The sequence below is a fragment of the Cypionkella sp. PAMC25878 genome (assembly GCF_058135695.1).
Genome location: NZ_CM176871.1, coordinates 2146620 through 2159072, shown reverse-complemented (window position 1 = coordinate 2159072; position 12453 = coordinate 2146620). Strand labels below are relative to the sequence as shown.

Below are 12453 nucleotides of genomic sequence, written 5' to 3'. Positions count from 1 at the left end.
TGAGGCCGTAGCTGTCCTCTGACAACAGCGGTATCTGTCAGGCCACCAGCGACAGGCCGCCATTCCGGCTTATTTCTTCGCTAATCTCCCGGATCAGGCTATCCAGCGCCGGATTTCTTGATTTGCGCGCCCGGCGGATGACATAGGCAAGCATAGGAGGACGGGCAAGCGATCCCTGACCACCTCCATATCTGGGCGTAGATAACGATCGCTCAACAGCGCAACACCAAGGCCTGCGTTCACGGCTGCCATAATTCCCGCAGCGCTGGAGCATTCGAAAACCGTTTCCATCGTCGCGCCATCATCCTGTCCGATATCCAGCGCCCACTGTCGATAGAAGCAGTCATCATCAAAGGACAAAAATGGCACTGATCCGTCAGCAGGCAATGACAATTCAAAATATTTCCCCCAATGCAGCGCCTCCCGGAACAGGACGATATCGGTTGGTCTGATCTCATGGGCGAAGACCTGTACGATGGCCACGGGTGATTTCCATCCCAGGGCAGAGTGTTTTCGGCGCGGGTTGTAGAAGCCGTTGATGTATTCGAAGATGGCGACTTCGACTTTGCGACGGGTTTGCCTGTTGCGGCGCCAGACCAGTTCGGCCTTCAGCGACTTGAAGAAGCTTTCGACGACAGAATTGTCATAGCAATTGCCTTTCCCGCTCATCCGCTGCCCGGCAGCGGATGTTTACATCCGTGAGAGGGGAGGGCGTCAGCGCGTGCTTGCGCAGAAGCTTCTGGTGGTCGTGGGCACAGTATTGCGAGCCGCGGTCCGTGTGGTGAATGCAGCCTGGCGGCGGTCTGCGGATCGCGATCGCCCTGTTCAGTGCGCGCAGAGCGAGATCCTGCTTCATACGGTTGCTGATAGCCCCGCCGACCACTCGGCGCGAAAACAGGTTCAGGATAACCGCCAGATAGACCCAGCCTTCACGGGTCCAAACGTAAGTGATGTCCCCCGCCCATTTCTGGTTGGGTCCGCTCGTCGCAAAGTCTTGTCGCAAAAGATTCGGCGCGATGTTGAAGGCGTGGTCGCTGTCGGTGGTGCGCTTGAACTTTCGGCTGCGGATGACCTGGATGCCGTTCTGGCGCATAAGTCGCCCGACGCGGCGCTGGCCGACACGAAAGCCCAGCTCGTTCAGCTCCGCGGTCATACGAGGTCTGCCGCCGCTGCCCAAGCTCAGCCGGTGCTGATCGCGTATATGGGCGAGGAGCACCATGTCCCGTCGCTGACGGTGCGAAGGGGCCCCCCTCACGGTTTGCAGGCAGAGTTTGCAGGTCTCGACCAAGGGCGCGATGGTGGCCCAGTTCTCGGCACCGGCATCGTGCCCGGCGAAGAGGGCGTTCTTTCGGTTCAGGGTGATGGGCCGGATTGTTCGCTCGACAGCATTGCTGTCCATCTCAATCCGGCCATCAACCAAGAACCAGCAAGGGCCAGTCCAATATTTTGCGATGTATTTCAGCGCCTCGCCCAAGGGGGATTTGGCAGATACGCGGGCGCGGTGGTGGGTGAGCCAAGTCTCAAAATCGACGATCTTCGGCGCTGACTGGTCTTGGCAGATGGCGTGGCGGTTCTCTGGGATCAAGCCCCTGATCTCTGCCTCAATCTTGTAAAGCTCGGCGATGCGCTTCAACACGTCCTCGGCGGATCAGGTGTGGCGCGCGGCTATGTTGGCCGCCCCGGCACCACTGCAGATCGCTTTATCCCCGATCCGTTCGGTCCGCGTCTGGGTGGGCCTGCGGGCGCGCGGCTGTATCGTTCCGGCGATCTGGGTCGTTGGCGCGAGGACGGCACCATCGAATTCCGCGGTCGGGGCGATCTTCAGGTGAAACTGAACGGCTACCGCATTGAACCCGGCGAGATTGAGGCGGCTTTGCTGGCCGAACCCGGCGTCCGTGAGGCTTTGGTGCTGCTGCGCGACGAAGATGGCGACAAGCGGTTGGTCGGCTATGTCGTGGCACCGTCCAGAGTGGCAGGCGAGGATCTGTTGGCTTCGCTGGCATCAAGACTGCCCAAGCATATGCAGCCCGTGGCGGTGGTGGTGGTGCTGGACCGCATGCCGACCAACCCCAACGCCAAGCTGAACCGCACCGCCCTGCCTTTGCCGGGCCGGGTGCAGCGCCGTGCGAAAGGTGAATCCGCAGTGGGCCGGGCGGAAACAGAGATTTTGGCGGTCTGGCGCGCCGAGGTCGGCCATGATCTGATTGGCGTCACCGATGATTTCTTCGCGACGGGCGGGCGATCTTTGACGGCGCCGAAGGTTCTGGTGCGGCTACGCAAGCTGTGGCCGCAAGTGGCGCTAACTGTGGCGGATTTGTTCGACGCCCCAACCGTGCGCGAACTGGCCGCAAGGATCAGCGCCGGCAATGCCACAGGACACAGCGCGACCACTTTGCGCGCTGGTGGCAGTAAGCCGCGGCTGTATTGCTTCCCCGGCCTGTTGGTATCGACCCGTGAATATCTGCGCCTGACCGAATATTTGAGGGCGGATCAACCCGCCACCGGATTTTTGTGCCATTCGTTGAATGAAACCAAAGCGATGAATGTATCGGTGCGGGATATGGTCGCCGAATATGTCGACCATATCCGCGCGGCCGCGCTTGTGCTTTGCTGGGGTGGTCTTGGGACGGGCTGCTGGCATGGGAAGCCGCGCGGCAGTTGGCAAACGATGTCGATATCCGTCTGATCGTGCAGGTGGATGTCTGCGATCTGGGCCGCGATTTCGCCCCAAGTGCAGTGCCGCGCTTTGCCCCCGGCGAGCGCGCCCGTCTTCAGGCAGAGCTGGACGATTGGTTGTCATACAGCCAGATGCGCAGCGAATGGCATCGCCTGATCGGCGCGATGGCTGCGGAATGCTACGCGCAATTCCCGCGCTTTATCGGCAATGAGGCTGATCCGCTGCCAACCGACGGGCCCGAAGTGGCAAGTCGCGAGCACACGTTCTGGGTGCTGATCGACAATGCGCTGGTATTTCGCCGCCACATCCTTGCGCCGTTGAATGTGCCGGTTGCCTCGTTCAGCGCGGGCGACAGCCTAAGCCGAGGCCTAAATCTGGTGGATTGGCGTCGCCTGTCGCCGCGCGCCAATGCGGCAGAAATCATCCCCGGCGTCAACCGTCTGCACATCATCGGCGATCGGCTGTTCTATGCCCGGCTGAAGATCCACATGAACGGGCTCTCGAAGCATGTTTAAGCGTCTCTGTGCCCAGCCTGTCAAGCGACCGGGCACAGACGCTGCTCCCAGGATTTAATCCAGTTTGAGATAGTCTCTGACCCAACCGAAGGGGCTGAACAGGTCAAAAAGCGGGGCGCGGAAGGGCCATCGGGCGCACAAAAGGGGGCATGAACACCAAGCTCCATGCCATCGCCGATGCCAGAGAGGCGATCGCTGAAGTTCTTCAAGACAGCAGCCGAGGTCAGCGACTATATCGGAGCGGCGGCCCTGCTGCGCGGCATGCCATCGGCAGAATGGTTTGTGGCAAACCGCGGCTATGACGCAGATTGGTATCGGAAACCTCTAAGAAACAATAGGATACGGATCTGCATCCCCAGCCGGAAAAGCCGCAAGACGAAGATCCGCTTCGATCGCCGCCGCTACAAACGCCGCAACCGCATCGAGATCATGGTCGGTAGGCTGAAGGACTGGCGCCGGGTCGCCAGCCGATATGATCGATGCCCGATCATCTTCCTCTCGGCCATCTCACTCGCGGCTACCACCCTCTTCTGGCAGTGAAAGTGAATGAGCCTCGCGCTCAGCGTGTCAGCAGGATATCGCGTTTGTCCGGATGCTGCGGGCTGATTTCCTCAACCCTGACAAAGCGCTTTGCCACGCTGCGCAGAAGATTTTGATCTCGGAGATAAGAGTTCCGGCGCGGACGAAAGGCAAAGGCTGGCCATTTTTCGTGCAATGATCGGCGGGGCTATCCTGACGACCTCGCTTACCGCTTTGGGCATTAGATAGCAGTTGGAGCCACCAGCTTGGACCGGCAGCTGCCTTACGCGAAAGAAACGCTTTGCTCAGACCAGCGCATGCCTCAGATCGCGGCTGGTCGGTATTTCTTCGGTCAGATCCAACTCGTCCTCAACGTGCTGAAGGTGGTCCAGCATGATCCGCGTGGCGCCCGTTTTGTCGCGAGAACGGATCCGTTCAATCAAAGCGGCGTGTTCATCTGGGCCGCAGTTGTGCAAATGCTGCGAACGATAGATTGCCGTGATCAACGAACTGCGCGAAATCAGATCGCGCAGGATGCCAAATAAAAAGCTAGACCCAGCGAGTTCGGCCAGCAACAGGTGAAACCCGCCCGAAAGCCGGATCGTGGCCGAGGTATCACCACGTTGATCGGCTTCACGCTCTTGCGCCAGATGCGCTTCCAGCTGCGGGACTTGGTCATCAGTGATGCGGTCAACCAGTCGCTCCATGACGCGGGCTTCGATCTGTTTGCGCACATGAAACACGTCGCGAGCCTCGTCCACTCCCGGCTCTGCGACGAAGGCCCCCCGGTTCGGTACGATGGTCACCAGACCGTCGCTTTCCAACACCGCAAGCGCCTGTCGCACCCGCGCCCGACTGACATCAAAAATCTCGGCCAACTGCTCTTCTTTCAGCCGCGCGCCGGGCCTAAGCCGCTTTTCTGCAATCGACAGCCAGATACGCTCGCAAATCTCGGCGGTCGGGCCGATCACGGTTTCCTTGCTGTGATACATGTAGGCTCCTTGGTTCAACGCGTATTCTTGCTGCTTGCCTCAAAAAGTCAATCTGTACGGCAGGTTGATGTTGACTACAAAAATGTAGACAATATTGTTGATAACAGCAACCGAAAATAATACCGATGGATTCTCACCGGGTCCGCACCCCCCTAAACGCCGACAGGCCTTACCGACAGGAACGCCGATGGATTTTGATTTCACCCAGATCACGGCACAGGATCGCTATCGCCTGCTGACCAATTTTGTGGGTCCCCGACCGATTGCGCTTGTCTCAACCCTGTCCGAGACGGGGCAAGATAACGCGGCGCCGATGAGCTTTTTCAACGTGTTCTCGCATGATCCGGCGATTGTTATCCTTGGCATTCAGACCAAAGCCGATGGGCAGGAAAAAGACACCGTACGCAATATTCGTCGCAGCGGTGAATTCGTAGTCAACATGGTGGATATGGCGATTGCCGATGCCATGTTGGTCTGTGGGCTTGCTGTGGCTGCGGATATTGATGAGATTTCGCTGGCCGGGTTGACCTCGGCGCCCTGCGATCAGGTGGCCGCGCGGCGGGTGAAGGAAAGTCCCTGCGCGATGGAATGTCGGGTGGAGCGGTTGATCGACTATGACCGCCGGGTGATCGTGCTGGGCGAGGTGCTACACATGCATGTGCGGCGCGACTGTCTGGATGCCGAGGGCCGTTACGTTGACCCCGACCGCTACCAGCCGATCGCGCGATTGCATGGCGACAATTACATCACCTCGGATCGGCAATTTGTGATGCCATCTCCCGGCCTTGCCTCGGTGCAAGACCGTCTGAAGGTAAGGGCCTGAGCCATGAAGATCTTGGTGATCAACCCGAATTCCACCGCCTCGATGACCAAACAAATCGGGGAAAGCGCCCGGCGCTGTGCGTTTCCCGGCACCGAGATAGAGGCGGTGAACCCCAAAGGCACCCCCGCCAGCATTGAAGGGCATGCCGATGAGGCGCTGTCGGTGCCTGCCATGCTGGACCTGATCCGCGACGGTGAGGCGCGGGGGGTGGATGCCTATGTGATCGCGTGTTTCGATGATCCGGGGCTTGCTGCGGCGCGCGAGATTGCGAAGGGGCCGGTGATCGGGATCTGTCAGGCGGCGGTGCAGGTGGCGACCACGATTGCGACGCGGTTCTCGATTGTCACGACGCTGCCGCGCTCGGTGCCGATCATCGAAGATCTGGTCGAGGCTTACGGGGTGGGGCATCGCTGCCGGAATGTGCGGGCGGTGGATATGCCGGTTCTGGCGCTGGAATCCGATCCGATCACCGCCGAGGCGCGACTTGTGCGCGAGATTGAAGCCGCGCGGGATGTCGACGGAGCCGAGGCTGTCGTGCTGGGCTGTGCTGGCATGTCGGACCTTTGCGAGCGGTTGCAACGCCGCACCGGGGTGCCGGTGATTGATGGGGTGAGTGCTGCGGTGAAGCTGGCCGAAGGGCTGGTGGGCGGCGGCTATGCGACCTCAAAAATCGGCGCTTATGATTATCCGCGTGCCAAATTTGGCTGCGTGCTGGCCGAGACGGCCTGACCCCTCCCCGATGCCCTATCCGGGACACCTGACCGCGCCAGAGGATCGGCGCGGTTTTTTTATGCTTGGCTGGGATAAGGGGGTGCCCACGCGTGGCCAAAATTGCGCCTTAATGAAATCAATGGTCTATGGGGGTGTCGTTTACCAAATATTAGGGAATTATATACTTAACTAGCCAAATTTTGATCGACATGGCCTCTGGTTTTGGCTGACCGAACTGCTTTCTCTGATGGCAGGCTATACTCATCTCGACGCCAAAATCACCAAGTCGAACGATGGCGATGCTGGCAACCGCACGCCGCTGGCGCCGTACAATCGGGCCTCGGCCTGGACAGATTACGCCTTTATCGGACGCGCTGAGGGCCTGCGCCTTGGCGGTGGTCTGCGCCATGTCGGTCAATCTTGGGGCGATACCGCGAACACCCGCTCGGTTGACAGCTATCTGTTGGCCAACGTGGTGCTCCGCTATGAAAAGACGGCTATTCGGTCGCCTTTGGTGTGAGCAATCTGCTCGATAAAGACTACGCGGCAACCTGTGATGCCTCGGTCGGTTGTATCCGAGGCGAGGGTCGCGAAATCACGCTGATGCTGGACAAAAAGCTCTAACCAGCGGTGAGCTGTATAGCCTCATACCCCGCCCGGGTGCTTCCGAGACAGGTAAGTGCCACGAGTTGATCCAGCTGGCACCGGATTCACAGCAGCATGCTGCGCCACCAATCCTAGATGTGGCAGACCCTGAAGGTGAGCGCTGCCAGGGCCGGGTCAAATCTTGGCAGGTTGGGCGTGCGCCCCTCCCGCCAAGATCATATATACCGGACAAAACCGATCGGCGTGCACTCAAAGCGGCGCGACGTCAGTTTCGAGATTAAGCCAGCCAACCACATCCGCGCCAAGTTGCAGTCCAAAGGCGGGCAATGTGGTGGCGATTTCCAAGGGGCTGCGTGGGCCGACCAAGGCAAAGGACGGGAAATCCTGCGCCAACACCCACGCCGTTGCGATGTTATGCGCGCTGACGCCGTATTTTGCCGCCAAGGCTTCAGACCGACGCCGGCGCTCGGCGTTGGCGGGGCTGCCGAAACATTCTTCGGGGCCAATGTCGGCGGGCAATCGGGCCCGCAGCGGCTCTGGCAAGAAATAGCCCCGCGCCTGCGACGACCAACTGAGATGCGTCGTGCCGGTTTGCCGCAGATAGTCCAGCGTTTCGGCATTGTTTGAGCTGATGCAACCGGCCCAAACCGGACGTTCCATCACCGCCAGCGACAGGTTGTTGTTCAACACCCGCATCGGTTGCAACCCGTGCGCTGCCGCATAGGCGTTCGCTTCGGTCAGACGCGCCACCGACCAGTTCGAGCCGCCGAAGATGCCAATTTTACCCGCAACATGCAGGGCGTTCAGCGCCTCAACAAACTCCCCCACCGGAACCGCCGGATTGTCGCGGTGCATGATGTAGATCGGGGCGTGGTCAAGCCCCAGCCGGGTCAGCGAAATCTCCAGTTGCGCGCCGATGCTGCGCGGTGTGCAATACGGCGAATGCGCCCCCTTCACGATCGCCACGATGTCTTTGACCACACCGCGATTGGCGATCCACTGGCCAAGCACCGCTTCATGCGCACCGCCACCATAGACAAAGCCGGTGTCAAATGCGTTGCCCCCGGCCTCGATCCATGCATCCCAAACCACAGAGCCCGCACCGATATCGCCTTTGTTGTCACATCCGATCACCAGACGGCTGACTGGCAGGGCGACACCCTCGATGGTGGCTTTCGGAATTTGTGGCAGGCCCTGCGGCAGCACCGGCGGCAGGGCGCGGTTGGTTTTCGGGTCTTCCGCCAGATTGACATAGCCCAGCTCGGCCCGCCAACGATCCAGCACCACAGCATTGCCAAGGCTGTCGGCAGGGGAAAGCGCTGGAAAGGGTGCAGAGGTTGCCCCTTCGGCCACGGCGCGGCTGATCAATTCTGCCTCAAAGGCGAACAGATGTTGCGGGTGGCGCAATTCCTCAATCCGCGTCACCGAGCCGACCGTCACGGTGATTGTGGTATCCGATGGTCCGGCATTGCGGCCCGGAACCCAAGGGTCGGCGAGTTCAATCCGGCCCTTGTCGCCTTCGATCACCGCACGATTGTCCATCCGGCGGGCGATGGCGCACGCGACCTCTGCCGTGAAACCGCCTTCAAAGCTGAGCAGACCATAAGCCACCTCATCGACACCGCTTTGGCCGATGAGACCGCTGCCTTTCACGCCAATCGGATCGGCAAAAGCCTTGCCCACCGCCGCCCCCGCCACCAGCCGCGCCAGTGAAACCGGATAGCCGCCCACATCCATGATGCCACCACCACCAAGGGCGCGGTCGTAGAGCCGCGACGTCGGGTTGAACCCGGCGGCAAAGCCGAACTGGGTGCGAATGTGCCGAAGCGTGCCGATTTCACCGCTTTGCAGGATTTCCAGCAGACGCGCGATCTGCGGGTGGCAGCGATACATATAGGCTTCCGCGAACATAAGGCCCGATTGCGCCGCGAGTTCAGTCAGTGCCGAAACCTGCGCTGCCGTCAATCCTGCCGGTTTTTCCACCAGCACCGGCTTACCCGCCCGCAAGGCCAGCAAAGCGTGTTCGGCATGGAACGGATGCGGGGTCGAGATATAGACCGCATCGACGGCGGGATCAGCCACCAATTCGGCGTAGCTCTTATGGCGATGCGCCGGGTCCACCCCGTTGCGCGACCCGAAGGCGGCGCGCCGGTTTTCATCGCGGCTGGCGATGGCGACAAGACGGCCCGAGGGCGCCTCGGCCAAACCATCTGCAAAATTCTGCGCAATCGCGCCCGGACCGATAATACCCCAGCCTGTCGTTTTCATCCGAAAACCCTCTCTTTAGTGTGTCGATATCGAAGGGCGCGTCCCGCCCTGATTGCCAGATTTGGCTAGCGCATCCGCTTGCCTGCCTTATCAAACAGCATGACTTGCGCCGCATCGAAGCGCGCCGCGATGCGTTGGCCCGGTTGCAACGCCCGCCCGTCGTCACTCGCCAGCGTCAGCAATTGACCACCGGCCTGTCGCGCATAGGCGAAGCTTTCATTGCCCAGATGTTCAACAATCTCGATGGTCAGGTCCAACACCGCCTCACCGCCGCGCTTGAAGCTTTCTGGTCGGATGCCGACCGTCACTTCGGCTCCCTCTGCGGGCGTTTTAGCAAGACGGCCCAGAGGGATGATCTGGTCGCCAAATTCCGGCAAGCGCACGCCGTCACCGGTGACGACGCCCGCCAGAAAGTTCATCTTTGGGCTGCCGATAAAACCCGCGACAAACCGGTTGTCGGGATCATCGTAAAGAGCAAGCGGCGATCCTGTCTGCTCTACCACGCCCGCGCGCATCACCACGATCTTGTCCGCCAAGGTCATCGCTTCGACCTGATCATGGGTGACATAGATGATGGTGGTGGCGAGTTCCTTGTGCAGCCGCGCAACCTCGATCCGCATGTGCACCCGCAGTTCGGCGTCCAGATTGGACAGCGGTTCGTCGAACAGGAACACATCAGGATGGCGCACGATGGCGCGCCCGATGGCCACGCGCTGCCGCTGACCACCCGACAGATCCTTCGGGCGGCGATCCAGCAGCGGTTCCAGTTCGAGAATCCGCGCGGCCTCGTCCACCAGCCGTGCAATTTCATCCTTCGGCTTCTTGGCAAAGCGCAGCGCGAACCCCATGTTTTCGCGCACCGTCATATGCGGGTAGAGAGCATAGCTTTGAAACACCATGGCGATGCCCCGGCGCGAGGGATCGACCTCATTCATCCGGGTGTCACCGATGAACAAATCCCCCGCCGTGATCTCTTCCAACCCCGCGATCATCCGCAGCAGCGTGGATTTGCCACAGCCTGACGGCCCGACAAACACCACGAATTCGCCCGGCGCGATATCCAGATCGACGCCTTTGATCACTTCGACCGCGCCGTAAGACTTCCGAACCCCGCGTAGTTTCAACCCGCTCATCCGATATCCCCTATTCGGCCGAAAGATGTGTTGTGACCACGCCCAAACGATCACAGTGAACCTTCACTTCTATCGCCCCCGCGCCCGTCGCCTGCACCCATACCCCGGTGGCCCCCGCCCGCAACGGCACGGTGGCCGGGCCAAGGCGGCGGCCAGCACCGCTGACCTCAATCGTCACCGGCTCGGGGAAAAACGGCAGTTTGTGGCCTGCCTGATCCAGCACGCGGATCATCACCCGCACCGCATCACGCTGCCCGATCGTGGTTTGATCCGCCAACACTTCCAACCGCGTTGGCAGCGCATCGCAGACAAAGCGGGCTTCGGCGGCGGGTTGGCCGTCGATCAGGCCGGTGATCGTCACCGCCTGCCATTTCATCCCCCACAGACCGAGTTCTTCCTTGGTAAAGTTGGTGGAATCCACGATCACCGGGGCATAGGGCAGATGTGGAAACCTGTCGCGCGCAGGCTTCACCCGTTTTGCCGCGTTGTTGCCATAACGCAGTTCCACCTCGTCGCAGTTGGTCAGGATGATCAGCGGCAACACCCCCCCAATATTGCGCTCGCCCCGCGCCCAGAAGGTGACCGGAGTCATCACCACGCCCTCCGCCGGGTCGCCCTGACTGGCATAGACAGCGGCCGCAAATTTTGGCTCGCGGAACATGTCCATCACGCCATGATGGCAAATCCGGTCGCCCGATCCGAAATCGTTGTGGGTGTTGTAGTCAAACGCGCACCAGCCTATCGCCCCGGCAATCTGTGGATCGCCATACATCGCGTTCAGAACCTCCAGATGCCGCAATACATGTTCGGCCTGCCGCTGTTCCTGATCGTGGCTTTTCGTCGGATACATATGGCCGCCAAATTCGGTGATCATATAGGGCACCACCCGGTCCAACCCGGTCACTTCCTGTTGCGGACGCAGCGGGGTGCGGGGGCGATTGCCGCCCTGTTCCTCGTTGCCAAGGATGAAGTCGTTCATGGTGTAGACGGTTTCCAACAACTCGCTGTCGGTGATATAGCGCACGCCGCCGGTGGGGCGTGTCAGGTCAAGCGCCAAGGCCGCCCGGTTGGTTTCGGTATAGAAATCATGGTCATCCTTAGATTCATTGATGCGCACCCCCCAGATGAAGATCGACGGATGGTTCCAGTCGCGGCGGATCATGCGCCGGACGTTTTCCACCGATTCCGCCTTCCACTTCTCGCCGCCGATATGCTGCCAGCCCGGAATTTCCTCAAACACCAACAGGCCGATCTCATCGCAGCGGTCCAGAAAATAGGTGGATTGCGGATAGTGCGAGGTCCGCACCGTATTCAGCCGCAGATCGAATTTCAGGATATCCGCATCCTTTTCCTGCGCGGCACGACCCAGCGCATAGCCGACGTAAGGAAAGGATTGGTGCCGGTTCAACCCGCGCAGCTTCAGCGGTTTGCCGTTCAGGGAGAATCCATCTGGGGTGAAATTAACCTCACGGAAACCGAAACGGCTGGAGGTGCCATCCCTGCCCTGCGGCGTATCAAGCTCTAGGTCCAGATGATACAGCACCGGGTTTTGCAAATCCCACAGGTCTATGCCCGTCAGCCCGCGCATCTCCATCCGGACCCGCGCGCCGTTCACAGTTGCACTTACGGTTGCCAAGGCTGTGCCCGCACTATTCCGCAGGGTGGCTTTCAGAGTGCCTGACACAGGCAATGCCTGCGGGTTGTCCAGCTCCACATCCACCGTGACGGTTTTCTGCGCGGCCAACACCTCCGGCGTTTCAATCTTGTGCAATCCGATCGACACCGGAGCTTTCACGATCAGCCACGCCTCGCGGTAAAGCCCTGCATAAGTCAGATAGTCGATCACACCACCAAAGGGAGGTATCTCGGGGTTTTCGCTGCCGTCGATACGCACGGTCAGGGTGTTTTCGCCCGCCGAAAGCAGACCCGTCAACCGCGCCTCGAACGGGGTATAGCCATCGGCATGGGTGACCAGTTCGACCCCGTTCAGCAGCACGGTCGCATTGGCCATCGCGGCGTCAAACCGCACCGAGACCTCTTTCCCCTGCCATTCCGGATCAGCGGTGAAGGTCTTTTGATAGGTAAAGCCGCGTTGATAGGCGGTTTCGTCAAAATACGAAAACGGTAGATCCACCGCGTTGTGCGGCAGGCGCACGATGTCGCGCCCTTCGAAAAGCCAGTTGTCGTTGAAGTCAGTGCCGACGCGCAT

General features: G+C 60.3%; 10 protein-coding genes and 3 pseudogenes. 6 read left to right on the top strand and 7 right to left on the bottom strand.

Going from position 1 to position 12453, the window contains the following annotated elements; translation table 11 throughout:
• Positions 1-93: 93 nt before the first annotated feature.
• From ACS5RD_RS10455 to ACS5RD_RS10445, 3 genes and pseudogenes are all read right to left on the bottom strand, one after another.
• Positions 94-501: a LysR substrate-binding domain-containing protein gene (locus tag ACS5RD_RS10455; RefSeq protein ID WP_489931362.1), complete on the bottom strand. Its 408-nt coding sequence runs from the start codon at positions 499-501 to the stop codon at positions 94-96.
• Positions 478-1264 (bottom strand): annotated as a pseudogene (locus tag ACS5RD_RS10450) (IS3 family transposase); the annotation flags it as partial. The gene ACS5RD_RS10455 and the pseudogene ACS5RD_RS10450, both read right to left, overlap by 24 nt.
• A 3-nt stretch (positions 1265-1267) precedes the next feature.
• Positions 1268-1645: pseudogene (locus ACS5RD_RS10445) on the bottom strand (IS66 family transposase); the annotation flags it as partial.
• Positions 1646-1654: 9 nt separating this feature from the next.
• On the opposite strand from ACS5RD_RS10445, the gene ACS5RD_RS10440 reads away from it, so the two are divergent.
• The 3 genes and pseudogenes from ACS5RD_RS10440 to ACS5RD_RS10430 all read left to right on the top strand — a co-directional run.
• Positions 1655-2686, top strand: a complete 1032-nt coding sequence (locus tag ACS5RD_RS10440) for an AMP-binding enzyme (protein ID WP_489931126.1) — start codon at positions 1655-1657, stop codon at positions 2684-2686.
• The gene (locus ACS5RD_RS10435; protein WP_489931125.1) at positions 2659-3192 is read left to right on the top strand and encodes a hypothetical protein; all 534 of its coding nucleotides are present in this window, start codon (positions 2659-2661) and stop codon (positions 3190-3192) included. The genes ACS5RD_RS10440 and ACS5RD_RS10435 overlap by 28 nt, the downstream gene beginning before the upstream one ends.
• A 104-nt stretch (positions 3193-3296) precedes the next feature.
• A pseudogene (locus ACS5RD_RS10430) lies at positions 3297-3732 on the top strand (IS5 family transposase); the annotation flags it as partial.
• A 284-nt stretch (positions 3733-4016) separates the two neighbouring features.
• Here the strand turns inward: ACS5RD_RS10430 and ACS5RD_RS10425 are convergent.
• On the bottom strand, positions 4017-4703 hold the full coding sequence (locus ACS5RD_RS10425; protein WP_054008845.1) for a GntR family transcriptional regulator: 687 nt from the start codon (positions 4701-4703) through the stop codon (positions 4017-4019).
• Between the two features lie 187 nt (positions 4704-4890).
• Between ACS5RD_RS10425 and ACS5RD_RS10420 the strand changes: the two genes are divergently transcribed.
• The 3 genes from ACS5RD_RS10420 (at position 4891) to ACS5RD_RS10410 (ending at position 6757) form a co-directional block, all read left to right on the top strand.
• Positions 4891-5526, top strand: coding sequence for a flavin reductase family protein (locus ACS5RD_RS10420; RefSeq protein ID WP_054008844.1), 636 nt, complete (start codon positions 4891-4893; stop codon positions 5524-5526).
• Positions 5527-5529: 3 nt separating this feature from the next.
• Positions 5530-6255, top strand: coding sequence for an aspartate/glutamate racemase family protein (locus ACS5RD_RS10415; protein WP_489931124.1), 726 nt, complete (start codon positions 5530-5532; stop codon positions 6253-6255).
• Positions 6256-6463: 208 nt separating this feature from the next.
• Positions 6464-6757 (top strand): TonB-dependent receptor domain-containing protein, encoded by a 294-nt coding sequence (locus ACS5RD_RS10410; protein ID WP_489931361.1) that lies wholly within the window; start codon positions 6464-6466, stop codon positions 6755-6757.
• 335 nt (positions 6758-7092) lie between these two features.
• Here the strand turns inward: ACS5RD_RS10410 and ACS5RD_RS10405 are convergent, their stop codons facing one another.
• The 3 genes from ACS5RD_RS10405 to ACS5RD_RS10395 all read right to left on the bottom strand — a co-directional run bounded on the left by ACS5RD_RS10405 (position 7093) and on the right by ACS5RD_RS10395 (position 12453).
• On the bottom strand, positions 7093-9111 hold the full coding sequence (locus tag ACS5RD_RS10405; protein WP_489931123.1) for an aldo/keto reductase: 2019 nt from the start codon (positions 9109-9111) through the stop codon (positions 7093-7095).
• Positions 9112-9176: 65 nt separating this feature from the next.
• A complete protein-coding gene (locus tag ACS5RD_RS10400; RefSeq protein WP_489931122.1) occupies positions 9177-10244 on the bottom strand; it encodes an ABC transporter ATP-binding protein in 1068 nt (355 codons plus the stop codon).
• 10 nt (positions 10245-10254) lie between these two features.
• Positions 10255-12453, bottom strand: a complete 2199-nt coding sequence (locus tag ACS5RD_RS10395) for a glycoside hydrolase family 2 protein (protein WP_489931121.1) — start codon at positions 12451-12453, stop codon at positions 10255-10257.

What these genes read in the sequence shown, in the direction of transcription:
- ACS5RD_RS10425 (WP_054008845.1), bottom strand. Translation starts at nt 4,703, where the DNA reads ATGTATCACAGCAAGGAAACCGTGATCGGCCCGACCGCCGAGATTTGC.
- ACS5RD_RS10400 (WP_489931122.1), bottom strand. Translation starts at nt 10,244, where the DNA reads ATGAGCGGGTTGAAACTACGCGGGGTTCGGAAGTCTTACGGCGCGGTC.
- ACS5RD_RS10420 (WP_054008844.1), top strand. Translation starts at nt 4,891, where the DNA reads ATGGATTTTGATTTCACCCAGATCACGGCACAGGATCGCTATCGCCTG.
- ACS5RD_RS10405 (WP_489931123.1), bottom strand. Translation starts at nt 9,111, where the DNA reads ATGAAAACGACAGGCTGGGGTATTATCGGTCCGGGCGCGATTGCGCAG.
- ACS5RD_RS10415 (WP_489931124.1), top strand. Translation starts at nt 5,530, where the DNA reads ATGAAGATCTTGGTGATCAACCCGAATTCCACCGCCTCGATGACCAAA.
- ACS5RD_RS10395 (WP_489931121.1), bottom strand. Translation starts at nt 12,453, where the DNA reads ATGCGCGTCGGCACTGACTTCAACGACAACTGGCTTTTCGAAGGGCGC.